We start from the raw sequence: 15298 nt of genomic DNA on the forward strand, positions 1-15298 counted from the left end.
GAACACTGCACATACCCTCATTCTGATGCGGCAACACCGCTGCCTGCGCCTGGTCAGCCCGCGACTGCGTGGCTGAATCCTCGTCTCGCCCCCAAGCCTCCGTGTTGCCCCCGGCCCAGCGCCGAACCAAGGATTAGCCTCATGACCATGCTCAAAGATCCATCGAAGAAGTACCGCCCGTTCACCCAGATCCAGATCCCGGACCGCACCTGGCCGGACCAGATCATCGACAAGGCACCGATCTGGCTGTCGACCGACCTGCGTGATGGCAACCAGTCGCTGATCGAGCCGATGGACGCCGAGAAGAAGATGCGTTTCTTCAAGTGCCTGGTCGCCGTGGGCCTGAAGGAAATCGAAGTGGGCTTCCCGTCCGCCTCGCAAACCGACTTCGACTTCGTCCGCGAGCTGATCGAAGGCGGCCACATTCCCGATGACGTCACCATCCAGGTACTGACCCAGGCCCGTGACGACCTCATCGAACGCACCTTCGAGTCGCTCAAAGGCGCCAAGAAGGCCATCGTCCACTACTACAACGCCTGCGCGCCGAGCTTCCGCAAGATCGTCTTCAACCAGGACAAGGCGGGGGTGAAAGCCATCGCCGTCGCAGCCGGCAGCACCATCAAGCGCCTGGCCGACGCCGCGCCGGAAACCCAGTGGGGCTTCGAGTACTCGCCGGAGGTGTTCAGCAGCACCGAGATCGACTTCGCCGTCGAGGTGTGCAACGCGGTGATCGGTGTGTTCCAGCCGACCCCGGCGAACAAGCTGATCCTCAACCTGCCGGCCACCATCGAGTGCGCCACGCCGAACAACTACGCCGACCAGATCGAGTGGTTCGGCCGCCACGTCGACCGCCGCGACAGCGTGCTGATCAGCGTACACACGCACAATGACCGTGGCACCGGCGTCGCCGCCTCGGAGCTGGCCGTCATGGCCGGCGCCGACCGCGTCGAAGGCTGCCTGTTCGGCAACGGCGAGCGGACCGGCAACGTCTGCCTGGTGACCCTGGCCCTGAACCTCTACACCCAGGGCATCGACCCTGAGCTGGACTTCTCCGACATCGACGCCGTGCGCAAGGTGGTGGAAGACTGCAACCAGATTCCGGTGCATCCGCGTCATCCGTACGTCGGCGACCTGGTGCACACCGCGTTCTCCGGCTCGCACCAGGACGCCATTCGCAAGGGCTTCGCCCAGCAGGACCCGGAAGCCGTCTGGGAAGTGCCGTACCTGCCGATCGACCCGGCCGACATCGGCCGCGACTACGAGGCGGTGATTCGCGTCAACAGTCAGTCCGGCAAGGGTGGCATCACCTTCCTGCTGGAGCAGGAATACGGCATCAACCTGCCGCGCCGCATGCAGATCGAATTCAGCCAGGTGGTACAGCGCGAGACCGATCGCCTGGGCCTGGAAATGACCGCTTCGCAGATCCACCAGTTGCTCGAGAGCGAGTACCTCAAGGCGACGTCGCCCTACGAGCTCAAGGGGCATCGCCTGCAGGAAGAGAATGGCGACAGCAGCGTCGAGCTGAAGGTCCAGGTCGACGGCCAGGAGCAGCGCTGGAGCGGCTCGGGCAAGGGCCCGCTGGAAGCCCTGGTGTCGAGCCTGCCGCTGTCCGTGGAAATCATGGATTACCACGAGCACGCCATCGGCGCCGGAGCCAGTGCCAAGGCGGCCTCGTACATCGAGATTCGCCTGGACGGCCAGCGCCCGCTGCATGGCATCGGCATCGACGAGAACATCACCACTGCCAGCTTCCGTGCACTGTTCAGCGCACTCAACCGCGCGGTCAAGCAGGCTGAACTGAAGACCGAAGCGGCCTGAAAGGCAGCAGGCTGAAGAAAGAACCCCGCCGCTCGGCGGGGTTCTTCGTTTCAGCAGGGGCTCAGTAGCTGACCACCGGCGAGACGCGCTGGTAGCGGCCGTCGATATAGGCCTTCAGCCAGGAGCGGTAGCGTTTGCCCGCGCTGTAGGCGAAGTAGCGATAGCTCTGTTCGTTCTCCGCCAGGCGCTGCAGCACGATGCTGCCATCCTGCTCGATCACCCAGGTCAGCATGGCGTGTACGCCCCCGGTGCGCGTCAGGGTCTGGTTGGCATCCACAGTCAGCTGGTAGAGCGGCAGGTAGTCCTCGGCGGCCCGGCCATAACGCACCACGTTGGACACCCGCTGGTAGTAGCCATTCTGGAAGCGCTTCAGCCATACGCGGTAGCGTTTGGCGGGATCGAAGCGGTAGTAGGTGTAGGCCAGCTCGTTGGCCGCGTTACGCTCCAGAACGATATTGCCCTCCTCCTCGATCACCCAGGTCAGGGCATCACCGATGTTGCCGCTGCGGCTGACCTGGCGATTGTCGCCGATGCTCAGCTGATAGAGGTCCGTCAGCCCCGGCGAGAAGTACTCGGCATCGGAGACCTGCACCAGCTCGCCGCCAACGGCCTGCTCGATCCAGACCTTGTAGGCACGGCCCTGCTGGAACGGGTAGCGCAGTTCCGCAGCACCGCCGGTGGGCTGGCGCAGCACCTCGACACCGTCCTCGCGAATGACCCAGTTCAGGGGCTTGTCGGCAGGACCGTCATGCCGCAGCTGGAAGTCCGCCTCGACCTCCAGATCGATGTAGCGAGCGGGAGAACCCTCGCGGAAGGCGAGCGGAACCGAGATGGCCTCGTCCTTGCCGTTCACGCTGGCTTCGGCCCAGACCTGGTAACGCTCGCCATGGCTGAAGGCGAACTGCAGCGGAACACCGGCCTGCGCCGGCTGACGCAGCGTCTCGCCGCCCTGTGCGGCGATCACCCAGTTGCCCTGGAACGCCGCCGACGAACTGATGCTGCCCTGATCGGCATTGCGGCTCAGCGCAACACGGTCAGTGACGCCGGGCTGATAGGCCACGACATTCGAGACGGTCTTGTAGCCGCCGTCGATGAAGCTCTCCAGCCAGATCCGGTAGTGTTTGCCGGCAGCATTGTTCCAATAGTGATCACGCAGGTTGCCGGCCGCGTTGCGCCCAAGGACGCGCTTGCCGTCCTCTTCGACCACCAGCGTCAGCTTGTCGCCCAGATCGCCGCTGCGGGACACCCAGAAACCGGGTTCCAGCGTGAGGCTGTAGGGCAGCGTCGGTTGTCCTGCGCCGTCTGGCAGCTTGACCAGGTAATCCTCGGTTTCGCCGTAGCCATAGGCCCCGCAGGGCTGCGCGGTAGCACCCCAGCGCATCTGTACCCGCATGCGGGTGGTACCGGCGCTGCCGGAAGGCACCGCGATGGGTGCGGAGACGACGGTGCTGCCCTGAGCGGCCAGCACCTTCTCGCTCGCCTCGAAACTGCCGTTCTGGTCGAAGTCGATCCAGCCCCCCCAGTTCTCGACGTACTGGGTGTTGCGGAAACCGGGACGGAGCTCCAGCCGGTCACCTTGCCCCGTCAGCTGGAAGGGAGGCTGACCCGTGGCGTTCAGGTAACCGCCATCGCTGCCGGACGTCTGGCTCGCGCCATTGACGCTGACTCCGGCGATCCATTCACTGCCACTGTTACCCCGGCTGTCGCAGTACGTGGCTGCCATCAGCGGGCTCATCGCCAGGCAGGTGCCCAGCGCCATGAGTGTCTTGTGCATTGTTTTCGCTCCTTGCGTTCATGTTGGGCAGGGAGCGACAGAGCTATCAGGGCCAAGCCTGTGCCCACTTCCATCCACGCGTCCCTGCGCCAGCAATGCTAGAGGCAAAAGCGAGCGGCCGTCCGGAATTTATTGGCGAATCGCCGCCATCCGCGATCGATCCGCATGCTGCAGAGGCGAACGCCCCGCACGGCACGGGGCGGACACGGATCAGACGTCCAGGATCATCAGCACGGCGAACAGCAGCGCCATCACGGCGATCGAGAAGAGCACGGCAATGCCTGCCGCCCGCCAGTTGGAGAGAAAGGTGCCACCAGCGGCGGCGTGCTGCTGGATATCGGCCTCGATCAGGTGCTTGGCCAGCATCACCATGCCCAGCAGTTGCCCGATGGCGAACGGCAGCGTGGGTACTTCTTCCGGCAAGACGAAGGCCAGGGCCAGGGTCAGCGCCAGCAGGCACACGGCAACGCCCCAGACCATCGCGACACGGTCGGCCTTGCCCAGCAGCTGCAGGTTGTGCGCGAGCATCCAGGCACCGGCCAGTGGTGTGCCGAGAAAGGTGCCCAGCCCCACCGCGGCAATCCTGTACAGCGGCAGCGTCGAGGCAGAAGCCTGCTGCAGGTCCGCCTGCGGGGTCTGGAAAGGGTTGTCCTGCTGTACGTCCATGTCGTGTCGCTCCTGATTCAGTTCATGGTGAAAGCGTCGGCATCCAGATGCGCCGGAAAACGCTCGCGATAGGCCGCCAGCGGCTCGGCCGCCAGGCGCTGGCGGAACACGCCATCGGCGGCGTTCGCCTGCAGCAGCGGCTCGCCCTGGAAGTCCAGCACCTGGGAGTCACCAGTATATCCATGCCCCTTGCCGTCCTCGCCGATCCGGTTCACAGCCGCGACATAGCACAGGTTTTCGATGGCCCGCGCCGGCAACAGGCGGTTCCAGTGTTGGCGGCGGGCAGCGGGCCAGTTGGCGGTGTAGAGCAGCAGGTCGGTGCCACCCGCGTCGCGGCTCCAGACCGGGAAGCGCAGGTCATAACAGACCAGCGGGCGGACACGCCAGCCCTTGAGCTCGAGCACGACCTGCTCGTCTCCGGCCTGGAAATGCTTGTGCTCGCCGGCCATGCGGAACAGGTGGCGCTTGTCGTAATGCGCCAGCGAACCATCCGCACGCGCCCAGAGCAGGCGATTGCGATAGCTGCCGTCGTCGGCCTGGATGATCAGGCTGCCGCAGATCACCGTATCGAGACGCTGCGCCTGCTCGCGCAGCCATGTGCTGCTGGGGCCATCCTCCGGTTCGGCCAGCGCTGCCGACTCCATCGAGAAGCCGGTGGTGAACATCTCCGGCAGGATCACCAGATCAGCGCCGCGCGCCTGCTCCAGCAGGGTCTGAAAGTGCTCGCGGTTGGCGGCCGGATCGTGCCAGGCCAGGGAGGTCTGGATCAGCGCCAGTTCGAGATCGGTTTTGTCGGTCATATCAAGGCCTCGGGGAAATCGGTAGCGCGCAGGGCGGATGTCGCGTTTCACACCCACCCCGCCTTGCTGGATCACGCGTCGCGGTGATCAGCCTGCATCACACCGCGCAGAGTTTCTCCGCCGCCTGGCGCAGGGTGTCCTCGCGCTTGGCGAAGCAGAAGCGCACCAGACGCAGATCCTGCGGTGCCGACTGGTAGAACACCGAGACCGGGATCGCCGCCACGCCATGCTCACGGGTCAGCCACTCGGCCATGGCGACGTCGTCCAGATCCGGGCGGATCGCCCGGTAGTCGGCCAGCTGGAAGTAGGTGCCCGGTGCGCGGGTGAAGGTGAAACGCGAGCCGGCCAGCAGGTCGCAGAACAGGTCGCGCTTGGCCTGGTAGAACGCAGGCAGCTCCTCGACGTGCTCGGGGTGACTGGCCATGAAATCGGCAAGGCCATGCTGCAACGGCGTGACGCCACAGAAATTCACGTACTGGTGGATCTTGCGCAGCTCGGTGGTCAACGCAGGCGGCGCCACCACGTAGCCGGTCTTCCAGCCGGTGACGTGGTAGGTCTTGCCGAACGAGCTGACCACGAAGGCGCGCGCGTACAGCTCGTCGTGCGCCAGCACGCTGGCGTGCTGCACGCCGTCGAAGATCAGGTGCTCATAGACTTCGTCGCTGATCACATGGATATCGCGCTCGCGGATCAGCGCGGCCAAGCGGTCCAGGTCGCCGCGCGACAGCAGCGCGCCGCTGGGATTGTGCGGCGAGTTGAGGAAGATCAGCCGGGTACGCGGGGTGATCGCATCGGCCAGGCGCTGCCAGTCCACGGCGAAATCCGCCAGGGCCAGCGGCACGTGCACGCAGCGGCCGCCCGCCAGCTCCACGGAGGGCTCATAGCTGTCATAGCAGGGATCGAGGACGATGGCCTCGTCGCCCGGACGGATCAGCGCCTGCACCGCGCAGAAGATCGCCTCGGTGGCACCGGGGGTGATGGTGATCTCGCTGTCGGCGTCCCGTTGCACGCCGTAGCTGCGCGCAATCTTCGCTGCCACCTGCTGGCGCAGGGCGGGCAGACCGGTCATCGGCGAATACTGATTGCGCCCTTCCAGGACATGGCGCGCCACTGCTTCGCGCAGCGCCTGCGGCCCGTCGAAATCGGGAAAGCCCTGGGACAGGTTGATCGCCCCGGTATCCAGAGCGAGCTGAGACATGCGCGTGAAGATGGTGGTGCCGACGTTGGGCAGTTTGCTGGCGAGCATCGCGACTTCCTCGGGGAAAGCTGCAAGCTACAAGCTTCGAGCCGCAAGCAAAAGCGGCTCGGCTCCTCTTGTAGCTTGAGGCTTGCCGCTTATGACTATCGTCTCTTGTCCTTGCGCTTCTTCTCGGCCTTCTTGTGGTGGCTCATCAGGCGCCGCTTCTTGTTCACCTGGCGGTCGGTGAGCTTGTTCTTGTTGCCTTCGTACGGGTTGTCGCCGCCCTTGTACTCGATACGGATCGGCGTGCCGACCAGCTTGAGCACGCGGCGGAAGGTGTTCTCCAGGTAACGGGAGTAGGCGCGCGGGACCGCGTCGACCTGGTTACCGTGGATGACGATCAGCGGTGGGTTGGCACCACCCAGGTGGGCATAGCGCAGCTTGATCCGGCGACCGTTGACCAGGGGCGGTGCGTGGTCGCTGACGGCATCCTCGAGGATCTGCGTCAGGCGGCTGGTCGGCCAGCGGGTGATGGCCGACTTGAACGAGGCCTGCACCGACTTGTACAGGTGGCCGACGCCAGTGCCGTGCAGTGCGGAAATGAAGTGAATGTCGGCGAAGTCGACGAAGAACAGCCGGCGCTCCAGCTCGGTCTTCACGTAGTCCTTCTGGCCCTGGTCCATGCCGTCCCATTTGTTCAGGGCGATGACCAGCGCACGACCGCTCTCCAGCACGAAGCCGAGCAGGTTGAGGTCGTGGTCGACCACCCCTTCGCGGGCGTCCATGACGAAGACCACGACGTTGGAGTCCTGGATCGCCTGCAGGGTCTTGACCACGGAGAACTTCTCCACGGCCTCGAAGATCTTGCCGCGACGACGCACGCCGGCGGTGTCGATCAGCGTGTACTTCTCGTCGTCACGCTCGAAGGGGATGTAGATGCTGTCACGCGTGGTGCCGGCCTGGTCATAGACGATGACCCGCTCTTCGCCGAGCATGCGGTTGACCAGGGTCGACTTGCCGACGTTGGGGCGACCGATGATGGCCAGCTTGATGCCGTCCTTCTCGCTCGGGCCGGGAATGCGCTTGGCTTCCTGGCCTTCCAGCACTTCTTCCTCTTCTTCGGCGCCCTCTTCCGGCTCGCCGGCATCCTTGGGGAAGGCACCGAGCACCACTTCCAGCATCTGGGTGATGCCACGGCCATGGGCACCGGCGATCGCCAGCGGCTCGCCCAGGCCCATGGGACTGAACTCGGCGCGGGCCAGGTCGACGTCGAGGTTGTCGACCTTGTTCACCACCAGGAAGCTCTGCTTGTTACGCCGGCGCAGGTGCTCGCCGATCATCTGGTCGGAGGCGGTCATGCCGGCGCGCGCGTCCACCAGGAACAGCACGGCATCGGCTTCTTCGATCGCCTGCAGCGACTGCTCGGCCATCTTCGCGTCGATGCCTTCCTCGTCGCCGGAGATACCGCCGGTATCGATCACGATATAGGTGCGCCCCTGCCACTTCGCCTCGCCGTACTGGCGGTCGCGGGTCAGACCGGACAGGTCGCCGACGATGGCGTCGCGACTGCGGGTCAGGCGGTTGAAGAGTGTGGACTTGCCGACATTGGGCCGGCCCACCAGGGCAATTACGGGAACCATCAGGCTCTCCACTACGTTATTTCAGAAAATGCAAAGGCCGCTGCACGGGCAGCGGCCGGAATATTTTGCGCTGCTGCATCCAGGCCCGGGCCTGGATGCAGCATAGTTGGTCACTTGATGGTCAGCGCCACCAATTTGCCGCTGTTGCCGAAGACATACAGCCAGTCACCCACCACCAGCGGACGCGTGCGCAGACCGTCGCTGTCGATACGGGTACGACCCACGAAGCGACCATCGACCTGGCTCAGCAGGTGCAGATAGCCTTCGAAATCGCCCACGGCCACGTAGCTGGAAAACACCTGCGGTGCGGACAGCTCGCGACGTGCCAGGGAATCGTTGCTCCACAGCGCCGAGGCACTGCGCTCGTCGATGCCTTCGACGGTGCCGTTGGCCAGGCTGACGTAGACGTTGCCGAAGCCCTGGGCGACGCCGACCGAACTGGAGGCCTCGCGCTGCCACAGCACACGGCCGGAATCCAGGTCCATCGCCGCGACGCGGCCCTGGTAGCTCACCGCGTACACGGTGCCACCGGACAGCAGCAGGCCGCCGTCGATATCCACCACGCGCTCCAGCTCGGAACGACCTTGCGGGATGGCCACGCGCTGCTCCCAAACGGGCAGGCCACGCTGGGCGTCGACCGCCACCACCTTGCCGCTGGACAGACCCGCGACCACCAGGCGGTTGGTCACCAGCGGCGCGCCGGTGCCACGCAGCGTCAGCACCGCCGGGGTGTTCTCGACGATCCAGCGCTGATTGCCAGTGCTGGCATCGAACGCGATCAGGCGGTCATCCTGGGTCTGCACCACGACGATATCGCCGTTGCTCGCCGGGGCGGCCAGCACTTCGCTGGTCACACGCGAGCGCCACTGCTCCTCGCCATCGCTGGAGTCCAGGGCGATCACCTCACCCTTGAGCGTGCCCAGCAGCACCTGGCCATAACCGGCACCTATGGCACCGGAGACCGGGATGTCCAGCTTCTTGCGCCAGATGACCTTGCCACTGGTGCGGTCCATGGCCATGACCAGGCCTTCGACGTCGGCCGCGTAGATCACGTCGCCATCGATGGCCGGTACCAGCATGTTGAAGGTTTCGCCCTGGCCGTCACCGACGGAGCGGCTCCATTCGGTACGCAGTTCGACCTCGGTATCGAACTTGGTCAGCTCGGCGGGTGGCAGTTCCTTCTTGCTATTGCTGCTGCAACCCACGGCCAGAACGGCCAGAGCCAGCAGTGCGGCATTCTTCCAACGCATCACGTCACGCATCCCCTTTTGCCAGGTCGTCCAGCTTCATCTGCAGACCGCCAACGGCGGCGTCCTCGGCCAGCGCATCCTTGGCCTTCTGGTAGGCCGCGTGCGCGTCATCGCTGCGGCCCAGCTGGACCAGCAGATCACCCTTGAGCTCCTCGCGGCTGGCCAGGAACGCCTCGTCGACCTTGGCGTCGAGCAGCTTCAGCGCCTCGTCGACCTTGTCCTGGGCAGCCAGAACGCGTGCCATGCGCTGACGCGCCAGCTCGTCGAGGGTGGCGTCGGCCGGCTTGTCGAGCACGCGTTGCAGGGCAACGGCGGCGTCATCGAGACGATCGGCCTCGACCGCGACCTTGGCGACGAACAGGCTGCCGTACTGCGCGTAATGGCTACCGCCGAACTCGCTGTCGAGCTTGCCGGACAGTTCGGCCACCTTGCCTGCATCAGGCTTGCCGGCCGGATCCAGCGCGGTTTCCAGCAGTTGCTGATACAGCGCGGAGGCACTCTGCGCCTGGTTGGTCTGGTACTTCTGCCAACCCTGCCAGCCGAGCACGGCTACCAGCGCGAGTACGCCGCCGGTCAGCAACGGTTTGCCGTTGCGATTCCACCAGTCCTTGATTTGCGCGATCTGTTCGTCTTCGGTCTGCATGTCTAACCCCGTACTCCTAATCGAGAGCCTGCTCAGGCCTGTTGCTGGCAGGCAGCCAGATGCTCGGCCAGAGCATCCCAGGCAACGCTTTGTTGTTCACTGTCGTCGCGCAGCGGCTTGCAACCTACCACGCGCCTTGCCAATTCGTCGTCCCCCAGAATCAGCGCATAGCGTGCGCCACTCTTGTCAGCCTTCTTGAACTGGCTCTTGAAGCTGCCGCCGCCACTGTTGAGCAGCAGGCGCAGCGCCGGCAATTCATCGCGCAGGCGCTCGACCAGGGTCAGTGCAGCCAGCTCGGCCGCCTCGCCAAAGGCGCAGACGTAGACGTCGGCGGCACGGTTCAGCTCGGCCGGCAACAACTCGAGGGTTTCCAGCAGCAGCACCAGGCGCTCGACGCCCATGGCGAAGCCGACCCCCGGCGTCGCCTTGCCACCCAATTGGGAAACCAGGCCGTCATAACGACCACCGGCGCACACCGTGCCCTGGGCACCGAGCTTGTCGGTCACCCACTCGAACACGGTGCGGTTGTAGTAATCCAGGCCGCGGACCAGCTTGTGATTGATCTCGTAGCGGATGCCGGCGGCATCCAGGCGCGCCCTGACGCCGTCGAAGTGCAGGCGCGACTCCTCGTCGAGGTAGTCGCCCAGGGTCGGCGCACCGACCAGAACGGCCTGGGTCGCCTCGTTCTTGCTGTCGAGGATGCGCAGCGGGTTGGTGGTCAGACGGCGCTGGCTGTCTTCGTCCAGTTGCTCGAAACGCTCCTGCAGGTAAGCGACCAGCGCATCGCGGTAGGCCGCACGCGCCTCGCTGGAACCCAGGCTGTTGAGCTGCAGGGTCACCGCATCGGCCAGGCCGAGTTTCTTCCACAGGCGCCAGGTCAGCACGATCAGTTCGGCATCGACGTCCGGCCCCGGCAGGTTGAAGGCCTCTACGCCAACCTGGTGGAACTGGCGATAACGGCCCTTCTGCGGTTTCTCGTAACGGAACATCGGGCCGGCGTACCACAGCTTCTGCACCTGGCCACCACCGGACAGACCATGCTCGAGCACGGCACGCACGCAACCGGCAGTGCCCTCCGGACGCAGGGTCAGGGACTCCTCGTTGCGGTCGCGGAAGGTGTACATCTCCTTGTCGACCACATCGGTGCCCTCGCCGATACCGCGCGCGAACAGCTCGGTGTACTCGACGATGGGCAGGCGAATTTCCTTGTAGCCGTAGCCGTCGAGCAGGTCGACCAGGGTGTTCTCCAGGTAGCGCCAGGCAGGCGTCTGCTCCGGCAGGATGTCGTTCATGCCACGAATGGCTTGCAGAGATTTGCTCACAAATAATCCTTAAACCTGCTCTCGACACTGCTGCGCTTGCTGATGCAGCGTCAAAAACAGGCTCAAAATGCTCATTTACAGTCGTAAACTGCGCTTCTTCGCCCGTATTTTCCTTGCCTGGCCCGCGCTCGCGATGTGCTCGACGCGCAGGCTGGCCGGTTTCAGCCGCGAACGATCACGGCAGCATCGGCGGCGACCTTCTCGGCCGCCTTGTCGCGGATGAGCTTTTCCAGCTCATCCACCAGATTCTCGTTGGTCAGCTTCGACGCCGGCTTGCCGTCGATGTAGACCAGGTTGTTCGGGCTGCCACCGGTGAGGCCGATATGCGCCTCCTTGGCTTCGCCTGGACCATTGACCACGCAACCGATCACGGCGACGTCGAGCGGCACCAGCAGGTCCTCGACGCGGCTTTCCAGCTCGTTCATGGTCTTGACCACATCGAAGTTCTGCCGCGAGCAGCTCGGGCAGGCGATGAAGTTGATGCCACGCGAACGCAGGCGCAGGGACTTGAGGATATCGAAACCGACCTTGATCTCTTCCACCGGATCGGCGGCCAGAGAAATGCGGATGGTATCGCCAATGCCATCGGCCAGCAGCATGCCCAGGCCGACGGCCGACTTCACGGTACCGGAGCGCAGGCCACCGGCTTCGGTGATGCCCAGGTGCAGCGGCTGCTCGATCTGCTTGGCCAGCAAGCGATAGGCCTCCACCGCCATGAACACGTCGGACGCCTTCACGCTGACCTTGAAGTCGGGGAAGTTGAGGCGGTCCAGGTGTTCGACATGGCGCAGCGCCGACTCGACCAGCGCTTCCGGGGTCGGCTCGCCGTACTTCTTCTGCAGGTCCTTTTCCAGCGAACCGGCGTTGACGCCGATGCGGATCGGAATGCCCTTGTCGCGCGCCGCCTCGACCACCGCCCTGACGCGGTCCTCCCGGCCGATGTTGCCGGGATTGATACGCAAGCAGTCGACGCCCAGCTCGGCCACGCGCAGGGCGATCTGGTAGTCGAAGTGAATGTCGGCCACCAGCGGTACGCGCACCTGCTGCTTGATCAGGCCGAAGGCCTCGGCAGCGTCCATGTCAGGCACGGAAACCCGCACGATGTCGGCGCCGGCATCTTCCAGGCGACGAATCTGCGCCACGGTGGCGGCGACATCATTGGTGTCGGTATTGGTCATGCTCTGCACCGCGATCGGCGCATCGCCGCCCACCGGTACCGAGCCCACCCAGATCTTGCGTGACAGACGACGCTTGATCGGCGATTCGCAATGCATGCTTTACAACCCCAGTTTCAGGCGCGCGGTTTCGCCAGTCATGTGCGGCGCAACGTCCACGCTTTCGCCGTTGTAGGTCACCTGGGCTCCGCGAGCGAAACCCAGACGCAGCTCCATCGGAGCCTTGCCGGTCAGTTCGATGCGCTCGCCGCTGCGCTTCAGCGCGCTGACCAGCACCTTGCCGTCGGCATCGGTCACCTGCGCCCAGCAGTCGGCGGTGAAGCGCACGTTGAGCGCACCCTGCCCGGCGGATACGGCAATCGGAGCAGCGGGTTCAACGGCGGCAGGCGCCTGCGCCTCGCTGCTCGCCAGCGGCGCGTCGCCCGCGCCTGCAGCGCTCGGTGTTTCGGCGACGACCGCGCTCGCCGCGCCTGTCTCGTTGGTGGATTGATCAGTCGCACCGGCGCTTTCCGGCTCATCGCCCGGCTCGACCGGCAACAGCAGCGGGCTGCTCTGCTGGTCGCCCTGGGCCAGGATCACGGCCTGGTCTTCCGGCTCGGCCAGAGAATGCACCTGGGTGGTGCCATCGGCCCCCTCCACCTCGACATGCTCGATGCCGACGTCAGCCAGGCTGGCGACCGGACGCCCCTGATCCTGCCACCAGAGGAAACCGGCGCCGATCAGCGCCAGCAGCAGCAGGAAGCTCACCAGGCGCAGGATGCTCTGCGAATAACGCACCGGTTCCTCGATACGCCCCAGGGCATGCACGCTGCTGCCCGTGGCATCGGTTCCGGTGAACTGGTCGAACTCGAGCACCAGACGGTTCTGGTCGAGTTCCAGCAGCTTGGCGTAGGCACGAATGTAACCACGGGCAAACGTGGTGCCGGGCAGCTTGTCGAAGGCACCCGCTTCGATCTGGGCGAGACGCTGCTGGGTCAGGTTGAGCTGGGACGCCACCTCGGCAACGCTCCAGCCCTTGACTTCACGGGCCTGGCGCAGGCTTTCGCCCGGATTGTTCGACATGGACTGGGTCACTTCGCTATGGGCCGCTTTCATCGTTGCCCCGAAACATATTGCTGGTATTCCTTGGACGCCGGATACAGGCGGCGCAACTGCAGGCCCAGGCTGGCGGCCCGGTCGCGGTCCTCGAACACTTCGGCCAGACGAGCACCGAGCAGCAGGCTCCGCGCATTCTGCGGCGCCATTGCGCTGTAGCTGTCGTAGTAGCTACGGGCCGGGACATACTCCTTGTCCTCGTAGGACATCGCCGCCATCTCCAGCAACGCACGTGGCTGACGGCTGCTCAGGCGCAACGAACGCTGGAAGTATTTCTTGGCCGCCTCTCGCTGCCCCAGTTGCAAGGCGGTCAGGCCGAGGTTCTCGAAGACCCTGGAGCGTTCCGGGTAGAGATTGTCCTCGGTGGCCTTGAGATAGGTGTCCATGGCTTCCTGGTAACGCTTCTGCTCGAACAGGAAACCACCGTAGTTGTTCAACAGGCGAGCGTCTGCCGGACGCTGGGACAGCGCCTTGCGATAGTGCTCGTCCGCCAGCTTGGGTTCCATTTCCAGCTGGAACGCCATGCCCAGCGCCGCATGCGCATCGGCATCCGACGGGTTTAGTTCCAGTGCGCTCTTCAACGGCACCTTGGCCAGCTGGGTATCACCCTGCTGGATATAGGCGACCCCCAGCTGCACATAGGCGGCTCGCGCCTCTTCACGCCCTTTTGTCGTACTCATGGGGTCAACGTGGCCGGTGGTCACGCAACCACCCAGCAGACTGACGACTAGCAACAACAGCGCAGGGCGCAAGGTCATGGACATCCTCTCTTCAATTTCGATTGGCGGCATTGCGCGGCTCTTGAGCCTCGCTGCCCAGCTGGCGCACGGCGATGTAACGCTCGCTGCGCCGAGTACGGTCCATGACCTGGCCCACCAGCTGGCCGCAGGCGGCATCGATATCGTCACCACGGGTGGTGCGTACCGTGACGTTATGGCCAGCCTTGTGCAACAGGTCCTGGAAGCGGCGAATGGCGTTATTGCTCGGCCGCTCGTACCCCGAGAAGGGGAAGGGATTAAACGGAATCAGGTTGATCTTGCAAGGGACATCGGCAAGAAGTGCGATCATCTGCTCAGCATGCTCGGGCTGATCGTTGACACCCTTGAGCAGGGTGTACTCGATGGTCAGCACGCGCTTCTCGCCCAGTTTGGAGATATAACGCTTGCACGCGGCCAGCAGCATCTCCAGGGGATACTTCTTGTTGATCGGCACCAGCTGGTTGCGCAGCTCGTCGTTCGGCGCATGCAGCGACAGCGCCAGCGACACGTCGATCACTTCGGCCAGCTTGTCGATCATCGGCACCACGCCGGAGGTAGACAGCGTCACCTTGCGCTTGGAAATGCCGTAGCCGAGGTCATCCATCATGATCTGCATGGCGGAGACGACGTTGTCGAAGTTCAGCAGCGGCTCGCCCATGCCCATCATCACCACGTTGGTGATGGCACGGTCGATCTTGGCCGGCACGCTGCCGAAGGATTTGCTGGCGATCCACACCTGGCCGATGATCTCGGCGCTGGTCAGGTCGCTGTTGAAACCTTGCTTGCCGGTGGAGCAGAAGCTGCAATCCAGGGCACAGCCGGCCTGCGACGACACGCACAGGGTGCCGCGGCCATTCTGCGGGATGTACACGGTTTCCACGCAGCTGCCCGACGCCACACGCACCACCCACTTGCGCGTGCCATCGGCGGAAATGTTTTCGCTGACCACTTCAGGGCCGCGAATCTCGGCAGAGGCCTCGAGCTTTTCGCGCAAGGCCTTGCCGACATTGGTCATGGCGGCGAAATCATCGACGCCAAAGTGGTGAATCCACTTCATCACCTGGCCGGCACGAAAGCGCTTCTCGCCGATGGACTCGAAGAACTGTTCCATTTCCGGCTGGGTCAGGCCCAGCAGGTTGATCTTGCCGGTGGTATTGGTCATGGCTTCACCCTCGCA

The 15298-nt window shown here is 64.5% G+C and carries 13 protein-coding genes; 1 reads left to right on the plus strand and 12 read right to left on the minus strand.

The window, feature by feature from the left end:
* Nucleotides 1-141 precede the first annotated feature (141 nt).
* The gene (gene leuA / locus JLK41_RS19160) at nt 142-1818 is read left to right on the plus strand and encodes a 2-isopropylmalate synthase (RefSeq protein ID WP_152489422.1); all 1677 of its coding nucleotides are present in this window, start codon (nt 142-144) and stop codon (nt 1816-1818) included.
* Nucleotides 1819-1879: 61 nt separating this feature from the next.
* On the opposite strand, the gene JLK41_RS19165 is transcribed toward leuA, so the two are convergent.
* The 12 genes from JLK41_RS19165 to rlmN all read right to left on the minus strand — a co-directional run bounded on the left by JLK41_RS19165 (nt 1880) and on the right by rlmN (nt 15283).
* Nucleotides 1880-3592 carry a GEVED domain-containing protein gene (locus JLK41_RS19165; protein WP_210389607.1) on the minus strand — a complete coding sequence of 571 codons (1713 nt, stop codon included), beginning with the start codon at nt 3590-3592 and terminating at the stop codon, nt 1880-1882.
* A 210-nt stretch (nt 3593-3802) separates the two neighbouring features.
* Complete coding sequence (locus tag JLK41_RS19170) at nt 3803-4258, minus strand: hypothetical protein (RefSeq protein ID WP_134677039.1); 456 nt, start codon at nt 4256-4258, stop codon at nt 3803-3805.
* A 17-nt stretch (nt 4259-4275) separates the two neighbouring features.
* The gene (locus tag JLK41_RS19175; RefSeq protein WP_134677038.1) at nt 4276-5058 is read right to left on the minus strand and encodes an amidohydrolase; all 783 of its coding nucleotides are present in this window, start codon (nt 5056-5058) and stop codon (nt 4276-4278) included.
* 97 nt (nt 5059-5155) lie between these two features.
* Nucleotides 5156-6304: a pyridoxal phosphate-dependent aminotransferase gene (locus JLK41_RS19180; RefSeq protein WP_134677037.1), complete on the minus strand. Its 1149-nt coding sequence runs from the start codon at nt 6302-6304 to the stop codon at nt 5156-5158.
* 95 nt (nt 6305-6399) lie between these two features.
* The gene (gene der, locus JLK41_RS19185; RefSeq protein ID WP_037049579.1) at nt 6400-7878 is read right to left on the minus strand and encodes a ribosome biogenesis GTPase Der; all 1479 of its coding nucleotides are present in this window, start codon (nt 7876-7878) and stop codon (nt 6400-6402) included.
* A 110-nt stretch (nt 7879-7988) separates the two neighbouring features.
* Nucleotides 7989-9140, minus strand: a complete 1152-nt coding sequence (bamB, locus tag JLK41_RS19190) for an outer membrane protein assembly factor BamB (protein WP_037049581.1) — start codon at nt 9138-9140, stop codon at nt 7989-7991.
* Entirely contained in the window at nt 9133-9771 is a 639-nt protein-coding gene (locus tag JLK41_RS19195; protein WP_037049583.1) for a tetratricopeptide repeat protein, read from the minus strand. Before JLK41_RS19195 ends, bamB begins: the two co-directional genes overlap by 8 nt.
* A gap of 32 nt (nt 9772-9803) precedes the next feature.
* Nucleotides 9804-11093: a histidine--tRNA ligase gene (gene hisS / locus JLK41_RS19200; protein WP_175252757.1), complete on the minus strand. Its 1290-nt coding sequence runs from the start codon at nt 11091-11093 to the stop codon at nt 9804-9806.
* 161 nt (nt 11094-11254) lie between these two features.
* A complete protein-coding gene (ispG, locus tag JLK41_RS19205; protein ID WP_037049588.1) occupies nt 11255-12367 on the minus strand; it encodes a flavodoxin-dependent (E)-4-hydroxy-3-methylbut-2-enyl-diphosphate synthase in 1113 nt (370 codons plus the stop codon).
* 3 nt (nt 12368-12370) lie between these two features.
* Nucleotides 12371-13363, minus strand: coding sequence for a RodZ domain-containing protein (locus JLK41_RS19210; RefSeq protein WP_037049591.1), 993 nt, complete (start codon nt 13361-13363; stop codon nt 12371-12373).
* Nucleotides 13360-14121, minus strand: coding sequence for a type IV pilus biogenesis/stability protein PilW (gene pilW, locus JLK41_RS19215; RefSeq protein WP_037049726.1), 762 nt, complete (start codon nt 14119-14121; stop codon nt 13360-13362). The genes JLK41_RS19210 and pilW overlap by 4 nt, the downstream gene beginning before the upstream one ends.
* Before the next feature lie 13 nt (nt 14122-14134).
* Nucleotides 14135-15283 (minus strand): dual-specificity RNA methyltransferase RlmN, encoded by a 1149-nt coding sequence (gene rlmN, locus JLK41_RS19220; RefSeq protein WP_037049593.1) that lies wholly within the window; start codon nt 15281-15283, stop codon nt 14135-14137.
* Between the last annotated feature and the right edge of the window lie 15 nt (nt 15284-15298).

Origin of the sequence: Ectopseudomonas khazarica (assembly GCF_017915135.1) — a bacterium.
In the GTDB taxonomy this organism is placed as follows: Bacteria; Pseudomonadota; Gammaproteobacteria; order Pseudomonadales; family Pseudomonadaceae; genus Aquipseudomonas; species Aquipseudomonas khazarica.

Coding starts and splice junctions, on each gene's coding strand:
- JLK41_RS19165 (WP_210389607.1), bottom strand. CDS start 3,592: ATGCACAAGACACTCATGGCGCTGGGCACCTGCCTGGCGATGAGCCCG.
- ispG (WP_037049588.1), bottom strand. CDS start 12,367: ATGCATTGCGAATCGCCGATCAAGCGTCGTCTGTCACGCAAGATCTGG.
- JLK41_RS19195 (WP_037049583.1), bottom strand. CDS start 9,771: ATGCAGACCGAAGACGAACAGATCGCGCAAATCAAGGACTGGTGGAAT.
- JLK41_RS19175 (WP_134677038.1), bottom strand. CDS start 5,058: ATGACCGACAAAACCGATCTCGAACTGGCGCTGATCCAGACCTCCCTG.
- der (WP_037049579.1), bottom strand. CDS start 7,878: ATGGTTCCCGTAATTGCCCTGGTGGGCCGGCCCAATGTCGGCAAGTCC.
- JLK41_RS19210 (WP_037049591.1), bottom strand. CDS start 13,363: ATGAAAGCGGCCCATAGCGAAGTGACCCAGTCCATGTCGAACAATCCG.
- pilW (WP_037049726.1), bottom strand. CDS start 14,121: ATGACCTTGCGCCCTGCGCTGTTGTTGCTAGTCGTCAGTCTGCTGGGT.
- leuA (WP_152489422.1), top strand. CDS start 142: ATGACCATGCTCAAAGATCCATCGAAGAAGTACCGCCCGTTCACCCAG.
- JLK41_RS19170 (WP_134677039.1), bottom strand. CDS start 4,258: ATGGACGTACAGCAGGACAACCCTTTCCAGACCCCGCAGGCGGACCTG.
- bamB (WP_037049581.1), bottom strand. CDS start 9,140: ATGCGTGACGTGATGCGTTGGAAGAATGCCGCACTGCTGGCTCTGGCC.
- rlmN (WP_037049593.1), bottom strand. CDS start 15,283: ATGACCAATACCACCGGCAAGATCAACCTGCTGGGCCTGACCCAGCCG.
- JLK41_RS19180 (WP_134677037.1), bottom strand. CDS start 6,304: ATGCTCGCCAGCAAACTGCCCAACGTCGGCACCACCATCTTCACGCGC.